The sequence below is a fragment of the Nonomuraea glycinis genome, assembly GCF_035920485.1.
Classification (GTDB): Bacteria; Actinomycetota; Actinomycetes; order Streptosporangiales; family Streptosporangiaceae; genus Nonomuraea; species Nonomuraea glycinis.
In genome coordinates this window covers 5968823-5985825 of the sequence record NZ_CP109166.1, presented here as the reverse complement: position 1 = coordinate 5985825, position 17003 = coordinate 5968823, and the positions used below count along the sequence as shown (strand labels likewise).

General features: G+C 70.0%; 15 protein-coding genes. 3 read left to right on the top strand and 12 right to left on the bottom strand.

The features are described from left to right. Nucleotides 1-17: 17 nt before the first annotated feature. From OHA68_RS28020 to sigJ, 5 genes are all read right to left on the bottom strand, one after another. Nucleotides 18-593 (bottom strand): TetR/AcrR family transcriptional regulator, encoded by a 576-nt coding sequence (locus OHA68_RS28020; protein WP_327102933.1) that lies wholly within the window; start codon nt 591-593, stop codon nt 18-20. 58 nt (nt 594-651) lie between these two features. Next, on the bottom strand, nt 652-1011 hold the full coding sequence (locus OHA68_RS28015) for a DoxX family protein (RefSeq protein WP_327102932.1): 360 nt from the start codon (nt 1009-1011) through the stop codon (nt 652-654). 72 nt (nt 1012-1083) lie between these two features. After that, complete coding sequence (locus OHA68_RS28010) at nt 1084-3630, bottom strand: excinuclease ABC subunit UvrA (protein WP_327102931.1); 2547 nt, start codon at nt 3628-3630, stop codon at nt 1084-1086. A gap of 117 nt (nt 3631-3747) precedes the next feature. After that, nucleotides 3748-4941, bottom strand: coding sequence for a cytochrome P450 (locus tag OHA68_RS28005; protein ID WP_327102930.1), 1194 nt, complete (start codon nt 4939-4941; stop codon nt 3748-3750). Between the two features lie 79 nt (nt 4942-5020). Further along, the gene (gene sigJ, locus OHA68_RS28000; protein WP_327102929.1) at nt 5021-5947 is read right to left on the bottom strand and encodes an RNA polymerase sigma factor SigJ; all 927 of its coding nucleotides are present in this window, start codon (nt 5945-5947) and stop codon (nt 5021-5023) included. Between the two features lie 244 nt (nt 5948-6191). Between sigJ and OHA68_RS27995 the strand changes: the two genes are divergently transcribed. Next, nucleotides 6192-6833, top strand: coding sequence for a DoxX family protein (locus tag OHA68_RS27995; RefSeq protein ID WP_327102928.1), 642 nt, complete (start codon nt 6192-6194; stop codon nt 6831-6833). Between the two features lie 68 nt (nt 6834-6901). On the opposite strand, the gene OHA68_RS27990 is transcribed toward OHA68_RS27995, so the two are convergent. Next, nucleotides 6902-7672, bottom strand: coding sequence for a helix-turn-helix transcriptional regulator (locus OHA68_RS27990; RefSeq protein ID WP_327102927.1), 771 nt, complete (start codon nt 7670-7672; stop codon nt 6902-6904). Between the two features lie 53 nt (nt 7673-7725). Here OHA68_RS27990 and OHA68_RS27985 point away from each other — a divergent pair, with 53 nt between their 5' ends. Next, entirely contained in the window at nt 7726-8388 is a 663-nt protein-coding gene (locus tag OHA68_RS27985; RefSeq protein ID WP_327102926.1) for a DUF2249 domain-containing protein, read from the top strand. Here the strand turns inward: OHA68_RS27985 and OHA68_RS27980 are convergent. Beyond that, on the bottom strand, nt 8345-11029 hold the full coding sequence (locus OHA68_RS27980) for a LuxR C-terminal-related transcriptional regulator (RefSeq protein ID WP_327102925.1): 2685 nt from the start codon (nt 11027-11029) through the stop codon (nt 8345-8347). The genes OHA68_RS27985 and OHA68_RS27980 overlap by 44 nt on opposite strands. 330 nt (nt 11030-11359) lie before the next feature. On the opposite strand from OHA68_RS27980, the gene OHA68_RS27975 reads away from it, so the two are divergent. Continuing rightward, complete coding sequence (locus OHA68_RS27975) at nt 11360-12319, top strand: AfsR/SARP family transcriptional regulator (protein WP_327102924.1); 960 nt, start codon at nt 11360-11362, stop codon at nt 12317-12319. A gap of 24 nt (nt 12320-12343) precedes the next feature. Here OHA68_RS27975 and OHA68_RS27970 read toward each other — a convergent pair whose 3' ends face one another. The 5 genes from OHA68_RS27970 to OHA68_RS27950 form a co-directional block, all read right to left on the bottom strand. Further along, the gene (locus OHA68_RS27970; protein WP_327102923.1) at nt 12344-12808 is read right to left on the bottom strand and encodes a S26 family signal peptidase; all 465 of its coding nucleotides are present in this window, start codon (nt 12806-12808) and stop codon (nt 12344-12346) included. After that, a complete protein-coding gene (locus OHA68_RS27965; protein WP_327102922.1) occupies nt 12805-14628 on the bottom strand; it encodes an ABC transporter ATP-binding protein in 1824 nt (607 codons plus the stop codon). The genes OHA68_RS27970 and OHA68_RS27965 overlap by 4 nt, the downstream gene beginning before the upstream one ends. A gap of 3 nt (nt 14629-14631) precedes the next feature. Next, entirely contained in the window at nt 14632-15207 is a 576-nt protein-coding gene (locus OHA68_RS27960; protein ID WP_327102921.1) for a TlpA family protein disulfide reductase, read from the bottom strand. Nucleotides 15208-15257: 50 nt separating this feature from the next. Continuing rightward, nucleotides 15258-15794 (bottom strand): MauE/DoxX family redox-associated membrane protein, encoded by a 537-nt coding sequence (locus OHA68_RS27955; RefSeq protein WP_327102920.1) that lies wholly within the window; start codon nt 15792-15794, stop codon nt 15258-15260. Nucleotides 15795-15925: 131 nt separating this feature from the next. Continuing rightward, entirely contained in the window at nt 15926-16222 is a 297-nt protein-coding gene (locus tag OHA68_RS27950; protein WP_189139811.1) for a hypothetical protein, read from the bottom strand. Nucleotides 16223-17003 lie beyond the last annotated feature (781 nt).

The window sequence follows — 17003 nt, the reverse complement described above, 5'->3', positions numbered from 1 at the left end:
AATCGCCTATGGCCAGGTCACGATGGTGACGTCGTGCCGCTGTCCGGCACGAGTGGCAGGAGAGTTTCATAGAGGTCGCGAAGCTGGTCGGCGTCGACGGGAGGAAAGACGACAGTCGCTCCGACCGCGAGCAGGTAGGGCAGCAGGGCCGCCGTCCGCGCCTCCTCGTCGGTGGCGACGGCTGATCGCCACACCCGCTGGAGTGCGGACAGTCTGGCCTCGTCCAGGCGGGTCTGCACGGCACGCACCTCCGCATCCCAGGTCGCCCACGCCCGCACCGCGATATCGAGCTCTGGACGATAAAGCCCTGTGCTGCCAGGGCGGACGAGTGTCGTCAGCCGGGCGAGGATCACCCGGGCACCAGCCGATTCGCCGACGTCGGCGATCGCGTTTTCGAGCGTGTCGATCGACAGGCGCTCGACCTGGTCGAGAAGCGCTTTTTTGTATCCCTCGGCACCGTCGAAGTGATGGTGGAACGACCCTTTCGACAGGTTGAGCCGAGCGGCGATCCGGTCGATGCGAATCCCTGCCGCGCCTTCTTCCGCGAGTACGTGCAAGCCTTCGTTCAGCCACCGGTCTCGTGCCGTGCTCATCCGGTAAACGTACCATCGGGTATGGAGGAGTCCGCGCTCGCCGAGGCACAGGCGAGCTTCATGCCATGAAGCTGGAGACGCCGACTGCGACGCAGATCAGCAGCATGACGGTGGCGTTGAGGAAGAGGTTGCGGCCGAAGTCCCGAGCCGCGATGTGCATCGCGATGGCGACCACGAAGTAGAGGACGAGTGCGGCACAGGTCACGGCACCGAGGTACGGCAGCCAGATGCCCAGAATCAGACCGGCCGCGGCGGCGAACTTCAGCGGCGGCATGATCCACCAGTGACGTCGCGGAAATCTCACGTCTTTGAAGCACTGGGCGATGAACGGGACGGGCTTGATGCACATGACGGCGTCGCCGGCCTGGATGATCGCCAGGACGACGACCGGCCAGATCGGATCGGGCAATGCTGACACGGCTCTCCTCAGACAGTGGATCGATGACCACGCGCTAGGACCGTACCATACCGTATAGTACGGTCCTCTCGCTCAAGCAGGTCCGGCACTCCCGGCTCGCTGTCGGCGCGTGTCTTCCCGCGTGCCCAGGAGCGGCAGGCCGGCCGCGTACCGCCGAAGGAAAGCCGCGGTCGGGGTGTCCGCGGTCGCGACGGTGTCCGGGGTGCCCGCCGCGACCACCGCACCCCCGTCCGGACCGGCGCCGGGCCCCAGGTCGATCACCCAGTCCGCGGACGCGGCGACGGGGATGTCATGCTCGGCCACGACGACGGTGTTGCCCGAGTCGAGCAACACGTCGAACGCATCGACCACCCGCTGAATGTCGGACGGGTGCAGGCCCGAGACGGGTTCGTCGAGAACGACCAGGCCGGCCCTGCGGCTCGCGGCGCCTCGCTGGATCGCCGACGCCAGTTTGAGCCGCTGGGCCTCACCCCCGGACAACTCCGTTGCGCTCTGGCCGAGTTGGAGATAGCCGAGCCCGACCTGGTCCAGGGCGCCCAGGATCTCCGCGAGCTGCCGGGGCGCGGAGAACCGCTCCACGGCCTCGGCGACGGTCAGCTCCAGGACCTGATCGATGGCCAGCCCTTGATACCTGATGTCCAAGGCTTCCGGCTGGTAGCGCCGCCCCTCGCACGCGTCGCAGACCACCCACACATCCGGCAGAAAGTGCATGTCGACCAGCTTGCGGCCGTATCCCGTACAGGTCTCGCAGCGGCCGCCGTTCGCGGTGTTGAAGCTGAACCAGGAGGCGTCGACCCCGCGCCCACGTGCCACGTCGGTTTCGGCGAACAGCCTGCGAACGATGTCGAACGCCTTGCTGTAGGTGGCCGGGTTGGAGCGCGGGGTCCGCCCGAGCGGTTCCTGATCGACGACGGCGACCCAGCTGAACCCCTCGATGCCGGTCACCTCCCGCACCAGGTCGGTCGCCGTCGCGTCCAAGGCGGCCGCCACGCTCGCCGCCAGCGCACCGAGCAGGCTGCTCTTGCCGCTGCCGCTCACCCCGGTCAGGCAGGTGAGCCGACCGGCAGGAAACCGCACCTGGTCCGCGGTCACGTTGTGCGCACGCAGGTCGTGCAGCTGCACCCAGCCGGTGCCGGCCCCGACCGGGCGGCGGGTCCGGCGTAGCCGCGGCCCCTGGCCGGCGAGGTAGCGCCCGGTCAGCGACGTCGGGTGGGCGGCCGCGTCGGCGGGAGGGCCCGACACGAGGACCTCACCGCCGAGGCGACCGGCGCCGGGCCCCATGTCGATCACCCAGTCGGCCCGGGCGATCAGCTCGGGATCGTGCTCGACGAGAAGCACCGTGTTACCGGCCGCGCGCAGTTCCAGGGCGATGTCGAGCAGGTGCGCCTTGTCCGCGGGATGCAGCCCGGTCCCGGGCTCGTCCAGCACGAAGATGATGCCGCTCAGCTCGGTGCTGAGCTGGGCGGCGAGCCGGGTCCGCTGCAACTCGCCGCCGGACAGCGTCGCCGCGCTCCGGGACAGCTGGAGATGGGCCAGGCCGAGCCGGTCCAGGATGCCGAGCCTGCGGCCCAGGTCCTGCAGCAGTGGCTCGCCCACCTCTCGCTGCCGGGAGCTCAGGTCGTCCGCCACCCGTTTCGCCCAGTTGCGCACCTCCCGTACTTCCACCTCGATCAGGTCGGGGTAGGTCAACCCGCCGAGCCGCACGGACCGGGCCACCTGGTCGTACCCGCTGCCGCCGCAGGTGCCGCAGGGCCGCTTGCGCATGTACGGCAGGTAGCGCTGCTTGGCGCTGGACGTCTGGGCGTTCACGAACACCCGCTCCACCTCGGCGAGCGCTCCCCGCAGCGGCTCGCTGGAGGTGTAGGTCACCAGAGCCGTCTCGTTCTTGTTCGTCATGTTGATGGTCGCCTCGATCTTTTCGTCGCCCGTGCCGTACAGCACGCAGTGACGGAACTCCTCGGGCAACGACCGCCACGGCCGGTCGAGGTCCACGCCCCGCTTCTCGGCGAGCGCCGGTACGAACGCGTGCTCCCCCGATCGCCACTTCGCGTACCAGGGCGAAGCCCCTTGGAAGAGCGGAAGGTCCGGATGGGTGATCACCAGGTCCTCCTGCGCCTGCCAGCTCCCACCCACCCCGTGGCAGTCCGCACAGCTCCCTTCCGGCGTGGTGCGGTCGAAGTGAGCGGTGGTCAGATGTCCGTCTCCGCCGCCCGCCGCCGGGTCCGCGTCGATCCCTGGAAGGCGCGAGTACAGCAGCCCCAGGTGCCCGTCGATGCCGGTGATCGTCGCGACCGTGGAGCGCGGGTTGCGGTTCAGCCGGCGCTGGTCGACCGCGAGCGTCGCGCCGAGTCCGAGGATGCGGTCGACCTTCGGCCGGTTGCGCTGGGTGATGTACTGCCGGACGAACGGCGAAAGACCCTCCAGATACCGCAGTTGGGCCTCGTTGTGCAGCGTGTCGATCGCCAGCGAGGTCTTGCCGCTGCCGCTCACCCCGGTGAAGGCGACGAGCAGTCCCTTGGGGATGCTCACCGACACATCCCGCAGATTGTTGGTACGAGCCCCCACCACGTCGATGGTCTCGCGCACCATGCTCGCGATGTCCCGTACGAATGCAGTCAACCTTCGTCCACCTTTCACACGCCGCTGATCAGTGAACCCATGCTCGCCTCAAGACCCGACACCGGATGTCATGTTTTCCAGACAGGTCGTAGAGCGGGTGGGCGGGCGGCGGTCCGCTTACCAGGTCACCGGCAGCGTGCGCAGACCGTACACGGCGCTGAAGATCCGGAAGTCGGCCTGCTTGTCAGGTTCGGCCAAGGCCAGGCTTGGGAAGCGGCGCAGCAGGGCCGGGAAGGCGATGCGCATCTCCATCCGGGCCAGCGGCGCCCCGAGACAATGGTGCACACCGTGGCCGAAGGCGACGTGGCCGGCGGCTTCCCGGGTGATGTCGAAGGTATCGGGATCGTCGATGAAGGCCCCGTCACGGTTGGCGGCCGGCAGCGAGAGCATCACGAGCGAGCCCGCTGGGATGGTGTGCCCGGCGATCTCCACGTCCATCGTGGTCGTGCGCGGCGGCAGTACCTGCACGATGGACAGCCAGCGCATCAGCTCCTCGACGGCGGGCTCGATCCGCGCCGGATCCTCGCGGATCATGGCGAGCTGGTCCGGATGCCGTAGCAGGGCCAGGGCGCCCAGGCCGAGCATGTTGGAGGTCGTCTCGTGCCCGGCGAGCAGCAGCAGTCGCGCGATGCCGATGAGCTCGTCGGTGCTGAGGTCGTCGCCGTGCTCGCGCACCAGCATGCCGAGCATGTCCTCGCCCGGGTCCGCCTGCGCGCGGGCGACCAGGCCGGCCATGTAGGCGCGGTCCTCCCGCAGCGTCGCGCCGCGCTGCTCCATCGGCAACGAGGTGTCCAGCAGCCGAGCGGAACGGTCCTGGTACTCGGCGCGGTCGGCGTAGGGCACGCCCAGCAGCTCGCAGATCACCAGCGACGGCACCGGCAGCGCGAAGTGCGCCACCAGATCGGCCGGCCTGCCCGCCCGCTCCAGATCGTCCAGCGCCGCCTCGACGATCTCGCTGATCCGCGGCTCGAGCCCGCGCATCCGGCGCACCGTGAACTCCGGGGTGAGCATCCGGCGCAACCGCGTGTGCTCCGGCGGGTCGAACCCGATCATCTGCCCGGCCCGCAACCTGGCCAGTTCGTCGGCGTCCTCCTGCCCGGATCCCGGGAAAGGCGTGAGGGCACTGCTGAACCGGGCCGGATCCGACAGCACCTGGCGAACATCCTCGTGCCGGCAGACCAGGTACGCGGGCACGCCGAACGGCGTCTCCATGCGCACCACACCCTCACCCTCGCGAGCCTGGGCCAGCTCCTTGACCGGGTCGAACCCGTTCCGCCGCATCTGCAGCGGCAATTCCGGCGCTTTCGTCATCGTCCGTCCATCCATCCTGTGATCAGTGTGAGACCGCGCCCGTCAAGATCATCTTTTATCGCCCGGGCGCGACTCGCTGTTACCGGTGCCGCGGTCCTGCGGTCCACGGCCGGAGCTTGTCGGGGTTGCGTACGGCCCAGATGTGCTTGATCCGGTCGCCTGCGAGGCCGAACGCGTACACCGACACGGTGACGCCGTCCAGCTGGGCGATCAGGCCGGGCCGGCCGTTGACCGTACGCTCCAGGAGCGTCAGGTCGCGGAGCCTGCCATCGAGATTGAGCAGTGAACGCGCGATCTGCTCAACGCCTTCGACCGGGCGGAGCACGGCGCCGACCACGCCGCCGCCGTCGGCGATCACCGTGGCGTCGGGGTCGAGCAGGGCCATGAGGGCGTCGATGTCCATCTCTTCCCACGCCTGCTTGAAGTCCCTGACGATCCGGGCCTGCCGGGCCGCCGGAGTCACGGGCGCCTGCGCGGCACGGATGCGCCGGCGGGCCGAGGAGGCCAGTTGGCGGCACGCCGCCGGGGTACGGCCGACGATCTCGGCCACTTCGGCGAAGGAGTACCGGAAGACATCGTGCAGGACGAACGCGACGCGCTCGGCCGGGGTCATCGACTCCAGCACGACGAGGAAGGCCATGTTGACCGACTCGTCCAGGGTGATCCGATCGGCCGGGTCGGCGGTGGTGCCATCCGGCCGCCCGGTGATCCACTCCCTGGGTTCGGGCAGCGGCTCGGGGATCCATTCGCCCACATACGTCTCGCGCCGGGCCCGTGCCGAGGAGAGCACATTGAGACAGAGCCGGCCGACGACCGTGGTCAGCCAGGCGCCGGGGGATGCGATGGCGTCCTGCTGCTGCCGGGACATGGCGCACCAGCGGGTGTACGCCTCTTGGACGACATCCTCGGCGTCGGCCAGGGAACCGAGGAGCCGGTACGCGAGATTGATCAGCTGACGCCACTCGCTCGTGATCGCGGCCGGGCCCGGCTCGGATGGAGTGGTCATGGTGTCCTTGCCATCGTGCGCTGACTCCTTGGGTTTCGGTCCGCTCTCACTGATCCGACAAGACAGCGCGGTGAACTGTGAGGCCGGCGCGTCGCCTCACATTCCGCAGTGCTGCGTGGTCGGACCAGCGAGACGCCATTCAGCGCGCAAGACATGCGGATCGTCGCCGCAGCCACTTCGAAGTCGCTCACAACGCAAGACGAAGCTCATGAACATGCCAGATCGATTTGACGAGGAGGCTGAGATGAGAAATCAAACAGCCAGAACGGTCCAGCACACGACGGACGAGAAACCGGCCACCGTCACACGAAGCGGCTGGAACTGGAGCCGGATCCGCCCCATCGCCTTCTGGGCCACCACGTTGGTCATCGTCGCCGAGTTGGCCGCTGGATCGGTGTGGAACCTGGTGCCGATCGAATGGGTGGAAGCCCAGTTGCGCCACCTGGGATACCCGCACTTCTTCGCCTATGTTCTGGGCGTGTGGCAGGCCGGTGCGGCCGTCGCGATCATCGCGCCCGGGCTCCCGCTGATCAAGGAATGGGCCTACGCGGGTGCCTTTTTCCTGTGGTCGAGTGCCGTGGTGTCGCATCTGATGGTCGGCGACGGTCTTCGGACGTGGGGGCCGCCGCTGATGTTCGGGACGTGCGCCCTCGCTTCGTGGGCGCTGAGGCCCGCCGACCGTCGATTCCCGACGACGCGGCTCCGCCGGTATCGCCCTGCCGACGACGGACAGGACTGGGCCGGTCCGTCGGTAACCCGTCCACGCGCTTGGGCCGTTCCGATCGGGCTCCTCGTGATTCTGTACGCCGTCTCGTTCCTCACGCTGCCCGCGGCCGAGGCCATGACGCACGGGTGGGCGGTTGACCTCGGCTGGATCGAAAAGTAACGGCCCCGAGGGCCGGCGGCGAGGTCCCGGCGCTGGCGGCCTCGGTCAGGAGGTCCACCGGCGGCCGGTCATCGGGGTCCTTCCCGGGTCAGGTGCGCCACGCACAGATCGGGTTCCGCGAAGGGGTCGAGCCGGTCGACCGTGACCGGGGAGCCCCAGGCGTCCAGCGCGCCCCGCATCAGGCCGAGGTGGATCGAGCAGGCGATCTGGGGCTTGCTCGAGGCGAGTTCGAGGAACGGGCAGTTCCTCAGCCTGATCTGTGACGGGCCACCCTCCGGGTGGGCGTGGGGTCGGTCGTCGTCGAGTTCGGGGGCGAACCCGAGGGTGTCGAGCAGCGACACCAGCCGGCCGACAGGCTCCCCGCCGACCTGACCGTCACCGTGACCCGATGAGCCGCCGTGATCCGATGAGCCGCCGTGCTCTGACGAGGCGCCGTGCTCTGACGAGGCGCCGTGCTCTGACGAGGCGCCGTGGCGGCTGCCCCAGGCCCGGCCGGCCGCGATGGCGCGGCCGCGTGGGTCCGGGTCGGCGTCGAGGGTGTCGGCCAGGACCTCGGCGAGCAGCCGGTAATGGCGTGGTCCGCTCGGATCCATCACGCGAACCGCACGGAAGAGTTGCGGAGGGCGTCCCGGGGTGCGGCGGACGGTCTCGGCGCGCTCGACCTGGCCGTTCTCGATCAGCGTGTCCAGATGGAACCTGACCGTGTTCAGATGCACCCCCAGCCGGTCGGCGATCTCGGCGATCGACACCGGCCCCGGCGCGCCACGGATCAGCCGCAGCACCTCGCCGCGTCGCCCTGCCGGCTCCAGGCCACCCCCGGCCGGTCGTGCCATCGTCATGCCCTAGAGTTTACACAACATCGAGTTGTAGAAACTCTCTCGGAGGAGGAATCGTGCACTCACCTGCCCCCACCGATCAGGAGCTGGACGTCCGGCCGCTGCGCAAGCCGGACAAGCACCCGACGATCTTCGCCACCTACCAGGCCCTGCCCGTTGACGGCTCGTTCGTACTGGTCAACGACCACGATCCCAAGCACCTGCGGGAGGAGTTCGAGGCCGACCATGCCGGCAGCTACCGGTGGGAATATCTGAACACCGAAGTCCGGGACTGGCGGATCCGGATCACCAAGCTGGCCACTACGCCGCTCCCCCGGATCCTGGTCGACACCGACCGGTTCACCGCCGAGGCGGACGTGACCGGCGCCGCATGGAAACTCCAGGTCAGGGAGCGCGACCTGGACTCCGACATCGTCGCCCTGACGCCCGGCGGGACGATCGAGGCCCACACCGGCCCCAACCTCGACGTCCTCATCCACGTCCTGGCCGGCAGCGGACGGCTCACCACCGAACTCGGCGGCATCGACCTCGAACCCGGCGCACTACTGTGGCTGCCGCGCCGTGCCCGGCGTCAGTTCACCGCCGGGCCCGACGGACTGCGCTACCTCGCCGTCCGTCAACGCCGCCAAGCGCTCGTCCTGGACCCCGGCCAGAGCGGGACCGATCGGCCCGCACTCACGTCCCGCGGGAGCGCGGCCCGGACAGAGCCTCACCGTTGAGGCGAGTGGCCAGCTCACCGCGGTTGGTGATGCCGAACTCCACGTAGACGTGCCGCAGATGGTTGTCGACGGTACGGGCCGAGATGCCTAATTGCTCGGCGATGTCCTTGCTGGACATCCCCTGTACGGCGAGCAGCGCGATCTCCTGCTGCCTCCGGGTGAGCCGGGCGCCGCTGCCACCTGTGGCGAGAGCGGGAGTCCTGGCCCCCTCGCAGCGGGCCGCGAGCAACTGTGCGCGGAGCGCGGCGGCCCGGGCGCGGCGGGAGTCACCGGCCTGCCCCAGGATTCCGGCGGCGACACTGGCCGCCTCGGCGGCCAGGAGGTCGGCGCCGATGGCCTCCATCTCCCCGGCGGCGGTGAGCAGCCGGTAGGGGCATCCGGCGGCCCAAGCGGCGGCCAGGCCGGCCCGCGCCCGGTGGAACCGGCCGCCGATCGCCTCGGCGATCTCCGCCAGCCGCCCGGCGGCCTCGCCCGCTCCGCCGAGCCGGACGAGGTCGGTCAGCAGGACGGACTCGAACGCGACCTGCCCGCGTGTCCGCGCCTCGTCCGCCGCCGCGGTGAGGACGACCCGGGCGTGGGAGAGCTCGCCTCGGACGGCGTGCACCCAGGCCACGCCCAACCGCTCCTCGGGCATGTGCACCGCGCACGTCAGCCGGTCGTACTCGGCCAGGGCGGCGTCGGCCGCGTCCAGATCGCCCTGCAGAGCGGCCGACGCGGCCAGCCCGGAGAGCGCCAGCGGCAGGACGATCGCGGTGTAGGGGCGTGCCGCTCGGGCGAGCTCGGCGTACCAGCGGCGGGCCTGCCCGGGATGGCCCGCCAGCCACGCGGCACGTCCCAGTTGGAAGGCGAGGAGTCTCTGCTCGGGGCTCGGCAGGCCGTGAGCGAGCGTCCGGTAGGCCTGCTCGCCCACGGCCCGGCTCTCGGCCAGGTGACCGCTCTCCGCCAGAGCCAGCGTGAGGACGGACTGGTGCGCCGCCTCGTGGGTGGTCATGGAGTACAGCTCGGCGTCGACGGCCGCGCTGACGGAGGTGGCGCGCCGGGCCCAGGTCACCGCCTCCTCGCCTCGGCCCAGGAACGCCAGCGTCGCCGACTTGGTCGTGGCGGCGATCAGCCACGTCATCACGTCCGGTCCCGGCCCGGATTCCAGGGGCAGGCGCGAGCACAGGTCGAGGCCGCGCGGGAACTCCCCCAGGGCGAAGCAGCCGGCGGCCTCGGTGGCGGTGAGCGCTTGGTGGCCGGAAGGGCTCGTGACCCGGTGCCGGGCGGCTTCGATGACCTCGCGGACCGTCCGTCGCGAGGCGCCGAGTCCCCAGATGAGGTTCTGCACGCGCAGGGCCGTCACGAGCAGCGTCTCCTGCTCGTCGCCGGCCGGCCCGCCCGCCTGCGACAGTACGGTCTCGGCCTGCGTGAACTCGCCCGCCTCGTACAGCGTCTTGCCCAGGAGCAACCGGTAGGGAACGCCGTGCCATTCTTCGGGTACGGCGCGCAGGAGGGAGAGCGCGCCGGCGTAGGCGCGCGTATGGATGGCCAGGGCCGCGGCCCGCATGAGCAGCGCCGGGTCCGCCGTTCCGGTGGCCGCCAGCCGGTAGGTGGCCAGGCGCATCGCGTCCTCACGCCGCCGGGCCCCGCCTCTCTCCAGCAGGGAGAGGTGGCGCAGCAACGTTTCCTGGCGCCGGAGCGTGGTGATGTCGGCGCGCAGCACCTCGCCGTAGAGGGGGTGCGCCAGCCGGACGGCGGTGCGCCGCCGTTCCCGGTGCATGACGATCAGCCCTGCCTGTTCGAGTTCGTCCAGGGTCCGGGGCTCGGCGCCGGTGGTGAGCTGGGCCACGGACAGCGGCTCGCACAGCGCCAGGGCTTCCAGCACGTCACGGCCCTCGGGCGACGCGACGGAGAGCCGGGAGCGGATGAGATCGGTCAGGCGCCGCGTCCCCGGCAGCCGGCCCGGGGCCATCTCCCACACCTCGCCGTCGCAGGTCAGGATCCCGCCGGTCATCGCTCCGATCACCAGCTCGCGCAGGTAGAGCGGATTGCCGCCGCTGGCGGTGAACAGCCGGCTGACCGTGTTACTGCCCACGTGCCTTCCGAGGACCCGTTCCAGCAGCGTCTCGACCTGCGAACGCTCGAGATCGACGAGGTCCACCTGCTGCACCGGGTCCCCGTACGACAACGCCGCCACCGCCGGGCCGGACGGCTCCCCTGAGCGCACCGAGCCGAGGAGGAAGATCACCCCGGCGTCCATCAGCTGCCGCAGCAGCACCGCCGAGGTCGCGTCGAGCAGGTGCAGGTCGTCCACTCCGATCACCATCGGAGCCGGGTTCGTTCCGGACCCGGACAGCAGTCGCGCCACCGATGCGAACCCCGTGACCGGATCGGACAGGTCCGCCTCCGTGGGCAGCAGATGAGCGACGGCTCCCAGGGGGATCGAGGCGGCGGCCGCGGTGGCCACCGCACGGCCGATGCGCCGGCCGGCTGCCTCCGCCCGCTCCAGGCACTCCTCGATCAGGCGGGACTTTCCGGCTCCCGCGGGTCCGAAGACGATGAAACCTCTGCCCCGGGGGTCTTCCAGGGACGCGTCGAACCTCTCCAGTTGCGACGCGCGCCCTACGAACGGCCAACGCCCCAGCACGCTCTTCTGGCCCATCCCGTAGTACCTCCGCCAGTCCCGCGACTTCGGCGTCTGGGATGAATTCGTTGGTGTGCGGTCTCTGTCACAAGCGTCGTTCAGACCATATGTCAGAAATATCAGGATATCGAATTTGTTTCCTGAACCTGTCTCCCGATCCAGGGGCGGGAGAATATATATCCGGACAATCGGCCTCGATTTCGGATAGCCGAAACAAAGCGAAATGCAGAGGGAACTCCTGAGACAGTGCCAGTGCCGGCCGGAAGTTGAGTAGTCATCACTCATGACCGCTCGCCAGCGGCCTCCCCATGCTGATGGGCGAACCGCCATCTGTCCGCTCCGCACGGCATGCCGTCCGCGGACCGGCGGTCCGCCCCGGGCCCACCGTCAGCGTGGACGGCCGCCCCCCGTTTTCCGGCCCCGGGCGGAAGAACCGTTCCACCGATTACCAAAGGGGTCATAGGAATGCTGTTCCGCCTGCTCGGAAGCGTACGGATCGAGAACGCGAGAACATCCATGAGCGTCAAGTCGGCGCCGGTCAGGGGAGTGTTCGCCGCCCTTCTCCTGGAGGAGGGGCGATCGGTTCCCGTAGAGCGGCTGATGAGGTCTTTGTGGGATGAATCTCCCGACTCGGCCCGAAAGAACCTCCGTCTGTACATGGCCCGCTTACGGCGCCAGTTGACGGCTCTCTCCCTGCAGGAGCGCTTGGTCACCCTACGGGGCGGTGGCGGAGGGTATCGCCTGCTCATCGAGCCGGACGAGGTCGACTCGATCAGGTTCAAGCGGCTCGCCGCCCAGGGCTTCGCCGAGTTGCGCGCCCGCCGCACCGACGCGGCCGAGGCGACGTTCAAGGAGGCGCTCGGCCTGTGGCAGGGGCCCGCGGGGCAGGACTGCGCCGCCTCCGAGCAGATGAGGGCCCGCTTCGCCGCCCTCGACGAATTGCAGCTGACGGTACGAGAGCGCCTGGTGGAAGCCCGCCTGGGCCTGGGCCGCACGCTCGACCTCGTGCCCGAGATCCATGACGTCCTGGCCGCGGCGCCTTTCCGGGAGACCTCGTGGGCTCACCTGATGCGCGCGCACTATCTCGGCGGCAACGCGGCAGGCGCGATCTCGGCCTGGAACTCCGCCACGGCGACACTCAGCGACCACCTCGGCCTGGACCCCTCCGCCGAACTGCGTGAACTTCACCTCTCCGTGCTCCGCCGGGACGACGACGCCATCCGCGGCCCCTCCTCCCGCCTTCAGGACGAGGACCGGGGTCCGGCCCCGGCTGGGTCTCCCGCCGGGGCCGGGTGGCAGTTCCGGTGAGCATCGGCAGGGCGCTCTCTCCGGCTATCCGCCGGTGAGAGCGCCGACCACCTTGCCGACCACGTCCGTCGCGGGCACGTACCCGAACCGGCGGGAGTCCAGGCTCTGCCCCGGATTGTCGCCGAGCAGGACGAGGCACCCCTCGGGGACCGAGGTTTCGCCCGCCCTGCGGGGCACCGAGGCGGGGACGGGATCCCCCGGGACGGCGGCGACCCTTTTGACGACCCTGCTGACGACCCTGCTGGGGGCGGGGCCGGACGAGGGCGCCGCCCCGTACGCCGGGACGGCCACGATGTCGGCCACGACGATGTCTCCCGCGCGGATCCGGCCGGCGGGCAGACGCCGTACCAGCAGCTTGTCGCCGGGCCGGTGGGTGGGATGCATGCTGGTGCCCGAGATGGTCGCCACCAGGAGGTTCCGGCGAGCCCAGAGCACCGTCGCGGCACCGGCCGCGAGCGGCATGAGGATGAGGGCGAGCGGAGCGGTCACCGGCCCGCCTGCCCGGGAAGGACCTCCAGGTAGCCCTCGGCCTGCAGGGAGAACAGGTCGGCGTAGGTGCCGCCGCGGGCCACCAGTTCCTCGTGGGTGCCGGACTCGACGACGGTCCCCTCGTCGAGCACGACCAGCAGGTCGGCCTCGCGCACGGTGTTGAGCCGGTGGGAGATCAGCACGTTGGTACGGCCCGTCCGGCGCTGCCGCAGCGTGCGGTGGATCTCGTACTCGGCCTCGGCGTCCAGGCCGGAGCTGGGTTCGTCCAGGATCATCAGATCGCACCCGGCACGCAGGTGCGCGCGGGCCAGGGCCAGCCGCTGCCACTGGCCGCCCGACAGGGTCACGCCGATGGCGCCGGAGGTGTCCTCGGCGGTCTCCTCCCCCTGGAAGAACAGTCGTGACAGCAGGGTGTCGTAGGAGCGGGGCAGGCGGCTGACGAACGCGTGCGCTCCGGCGTCGGCGGCCGCGGCGGTGACGCGCTCGCGGTCGTGCAGGCGCTCCAGATCGCCCAGGCCGATGTTCTCGGCCGCGGTCAGGTCGTACTCCATGTAGTCCTGGAACACCACGCCGATGCGGGCACGCAGTTCGGCGGGGTCCAGTTCGCGCAGGTCGACGCCGTCCCACAGAATCGAGCCGCGCTCGGGGTCGTACATCCGGCACAGGAGTTTGATCAAGGTGCTCTTGCCCGCGCCGTTCCGGCCGATCAGACCCACTGTCCGGCCCCGCGGGATGGTCAGGTCGAGGCCGCGCAGCGCCCAGGGATGGTCGGGAGAGTAACGGAACCAGACATCGCGGAAGACGATCCCGCGGGCCAGCGGCGCGATCGCCCGGGGCGAGGGGGCGATGGGCAGGTCGGGTCCGGCGGCGATCACCTGCACGTAGTGATCGAACAGCAACAGTTGACGGTGGCACTGGGCGATGGTGTGCACCAGTGACACACTCGCGCTCTGCACGCCGGCCACCGAGGCGACCAGCAGCGAGATGTCACCGACGCTGATCCGGCCGCCGGCGGCGGCCAGCACCGCCCACAGCAGCGCCCCACCCGACACCACGGCGCTCCCCAGACCGATCAGCGCCTGGACGCCGACCTCGCGGCGGTCCATCCGGCGGTTCTCCCTGTCGGCCAGGCGCCGCTGGGCCGTCATGAGCTCGCGCAGGTAGGTGCCGATGCCGAACAGGCGAATCTCCTTGGCGGCCTGCGCGTTGGTCAACAGGTCGCGAAAGAACATCTCCCGGCGTTCGATCGGGCTCAGCCGCCATGACAGACCGGCCCGGCGGCGGGCCAGCGACAGCTCCACGGCCAGCATCGGCAGGACAGAGGCGAGGATCAGCGCGGGCAGCCAGGGGGAGATGACCAATAGCGACCCCAGGAAGCCCAGTCCGGTGACGACCGCGCGGACGATCGACAGGACGGCGGTGACCATCGCCCCAGGGGTGGTGGCGCCGTGCAGCAATGCCATCTGCATCCGGTTGAGGAAGACCGGGTCCTCGAAACGGGCCATGCCCACGAAGCTCTCGGCCGTGATGAACAGGCGTTCCTGGGCCCGGAGTCCGACGCGGCGTTCGATCTCACGGGAGGCGTACTGGGTGACGTGCGGAATCAGACCGGTCACCAGGATCGTGACGGCGAGCGCGATGCCTTTCTCCGCCACCGTGGCGGGAAGGGCTCCGGCGGTGATGTCGTCCAGCACCAGTTTGGTCAGCCAGGCCGTCACGACCGGTGCCGGCGAGGTGGCCAGCGTGAGCGTGCCGAAGACCGCGGTGAACAGCGGGCTGGCCTGCCAGCTCAGCCGTAACGCGAGAATGATCTTCCGCATGGGTCAGACCGTTTCCAGAGCGGCCGCCGCGTCCTGGATCAGGGTGCCGGAGGCGCGGACGACGCCGCCGGGGTCGACGATCGCCAGCGCCGGATAGGCCTTGACCCCCAGCGACCCGCACACCGGCCCGCCGTGCATCTTCTCCACCACCACGGTGGCCACCGGCTCCAGGAGCGCGGCCTTCTCGGCGGCGCCGTCGGTGCCGACCACGAGGGCGAGCACGCGCTCACGGCCGGCGAAGGCCGGGGCGAACCTGATGAACTCGGGCAGCCTCTCGTCGCAGGCGGGGCATCCGACGGAGAACGCGGCGACGAGGGTCGACGCGTCGGCGAAGAACCCCTCGTCGAGAGGCGTACCGTCCGTGGCGGCGGTACGGAAGGCGCCCAGCCGCTCCCCCGCTTCGCGCATGACCACGAAAGAACCACCGGGCAGCGGATGGCCGGCCGGGGGCGCGGCGGCCTGCCGGGACAGCAACTCCCCCTGCGCACGCAGCAGCCGGGCCACTCCCACGGTGAGTACGAGATTGAGCACGCACAGCACCACGACTGCGCCGACGAGCACCACAACGATATTCGACATGATCATCCTCTGTAGTTCCACGGTTGCCCGTGCGTCGTTGTCCGCGACGGTCAGACGAGTGGCCGGAACAGCTCGGTCATGTCGTCGGCGAGCAGCACCAGAGCGGCCCCCGCCAGGCCGGTGACCGCCGCCGCCGCGACACCGGCCGGCTCCAGCGCGAGGGATGCGGACGCGGTGCCGAAAGAGAGCACCGCCCCCGTCAGCGAGGCGACGAGCAGCGCCCCGTTGTGGACGAGCCGGCCCCGCCCCACCGGCGTGGACGAAGGGCCGAAGCAGTTGCAGATCACGCGCCGGCGGGATCGTACGGCCGCCGCGATCGCGCCCGTGAAGGCGGCCAGCAGCACCGCCGCGATCACGAACCCGGCGCCGACCGTGGCCGGAACGGCGAGCAGCACGGCCGCGGTCAGCTCGCCCGCGACGACCGCGGGCGGCACGAGAGCCCCCGGCACCAGGGGCACCCGCGGCGCCAGTTCACCGGCGGCGGCGCGGAAGGAGGCGTAGGCCCCCCGGCTGCGCAGCTTGCCCGCCGCCGAGACCACGAAGACCACACCGACCAGCAGCCGGCAGCAGACCAGGACGTACTCCATGAAAACCCCTAATCTGGAGGGGGCGCCGCGACTCTTCGCCAGTCGCGGCGCCCCGTCCCTCCCTGATGGCGGAGGGCACTCACATACCGGTCCGACCGGGGCGGCCCGATCACCGGACGGCTCAGCTCAACTCAGCACAGGAACGGCGGGCAGGGGGAAGGCGGGCACGGGTGGTAGGGGACCCACGGCCCGTACTGTGAGGTGTTCCCACCACAGATCGGCGTGCCGCACGGCAGCGTCTCCAGCACCTGCGTCACACCGTCGCAGACCTTGATCCGCCGCAAACCGATCTGGTTGTACGGGGCGCCCCCCACCGGAGGGCAGGAGATCTGCTGCCAGCTTTCGACGCATGCCATCGCCTGCGCCTTCGTGCTGGGGACCAGACTCTCCAGCAGTCGGTCGGCGAACGACCGAACGGTTCGAACCATCGATTGACCCTCTTTCTCATGACGACTCCCTCTTTTCAGAGGGGCCGAACGCTGGGATACGGATCAATTTAGGAGGCTCTGGCATGGGAACCGCATACAAGCGGCATGGCGGACGAACACGTCGAAGTCGCTGAGAGTGCCCCGTGATGTGGGTCAAGGGTTCCCCAGTTCGCCGCCCGCCTGTGCGAGGTTGTTCGGCCTTGGCCGGACGCGGAAGTGCTCCGCCGCCCAGGCGTGCTGCCCGGGTGGCACTCGCGGACCGTACCCGCCTCGGCGCGACGGGACGATCCGGCGACCGGACCGAAGGGAACCGGGCGGCGGAACAACGACTGGCGCCCCCGAGAGCTGGGGCGATCCTTTTCCACCGGTCAGTCAGGGAGACCTGCTGAACTGTCGCAGGCTCCTTACCCGACCACAAACGAGCATTTCGCATGATTTTCGGCCTATTAGGCCGATATTTCGGCATGTTAGAACGGAGTTGTTTCGATCGTCAAGCAAAAGCCCCTACCCGGATCGCCGTATCTCCCTTCCGGTGATCATGGAAATTGAGGCCGGTCACGTGTCTTGACGGCCGCCGATCCGCGTGACACGTTGACGTCAGCTCAGCCGACGGCGGTGGCACGCCGTGTCACAGCACACTCCATCGACGCGGTCGGCGCACGCGTCCCCCTGACCCACCCCCCTCGGCCCGAGCGTTCGCGCCCACCCGCGCTTCCGCCTGGCGCCGCACCGTCAGGAAGGGACACCTCTCCCCCATGCCAGTCACGAAGCCCTCAGGCTT

Excerpts from the sequence above, each read along its gene's own strand:
- OHA68_RS28020 (WP_327102933.1), bottom strand. The coding sequence starts at position 593 with ATGAGCACGGCACGAGACCGGTGGCTGAACGAAGGCTTGCACGTACTC.
- OHA68_RS28005 (WP_327102930.1), bottom strand. The coding sequence starts at position 4,941 with ATGACGAAAGCGCCGGAATTGCCGCTGCAGATGCGGCGGAACGGGTTC.
- sigJ (WP_327102929.1), bottom strand. The coding sequence starts at position 5,947 with ATGACCACTCCATCCGAGCCGGGCCCGGCCGCGATCACGAGCGAGTGG.
- OHA68_RS27995 (WP_327102928.1), top strand. The coding sequence starts at position 6,192 with ATGAGAAATCAAACAGCCAGAACGGTCCAGCACACGACGGACGAGAAA.
- OHA68_RS27990 (WP_327102927.1), bottom strand. The coding sequence starts at position 7,672 with ATGACGATGGCACGACCGGCCGGGGGTGGCCTGGAGCCGGCAGGGCGA.
- OHA68_RS27980 (WP_327102925.1), bottom strand. The coding sequence starts at position 11,029 with ATGGGCCAGAAGAGCGTGCTGGGGCGTTGGCCGTTCGTAGGGCGCGCG.
- OHA68_RS27975 (WP_327102924.1), top strand. The coding sequence starts at position 11,360 with ATGCCGTCCGCGGACCGGCGGTCCGCCCCGGGCCCACCGTCAGCGTGG.
- OHA68_RS27965 (WP_327102922.1), bottom strand. The coding sequence starts at position 14,628 with ATGCGGAAGATCATTCTCGCGTTACGGCTGAGCTGGCAGGCCAGCCCG.
- OHA68_RS27960 (WP_327102921.1), bottom strand. The coding sequence starts at position 15,207 with ATGTCGAATATCGTTGTGGTGCTCGTCGGCGCAGTCGTGGTGCTGTGC.
- OHA68_RS27955 (WP_327102920.1), bottom strand. The coding sequence starts at position 15,794 with ATGGAGTACGTCCTGGTCTGCTGCCGGCTGCTGGTCGGTGTGGTCTTC.
- OHA68_RS27950 (WP_189139811.1), bottom strand. The coding sequence starts at position 16,222 with ATGGTTCGAACCGTTCGGTCGTTCGCCGACCGACTGCTGGAGAGTCTG.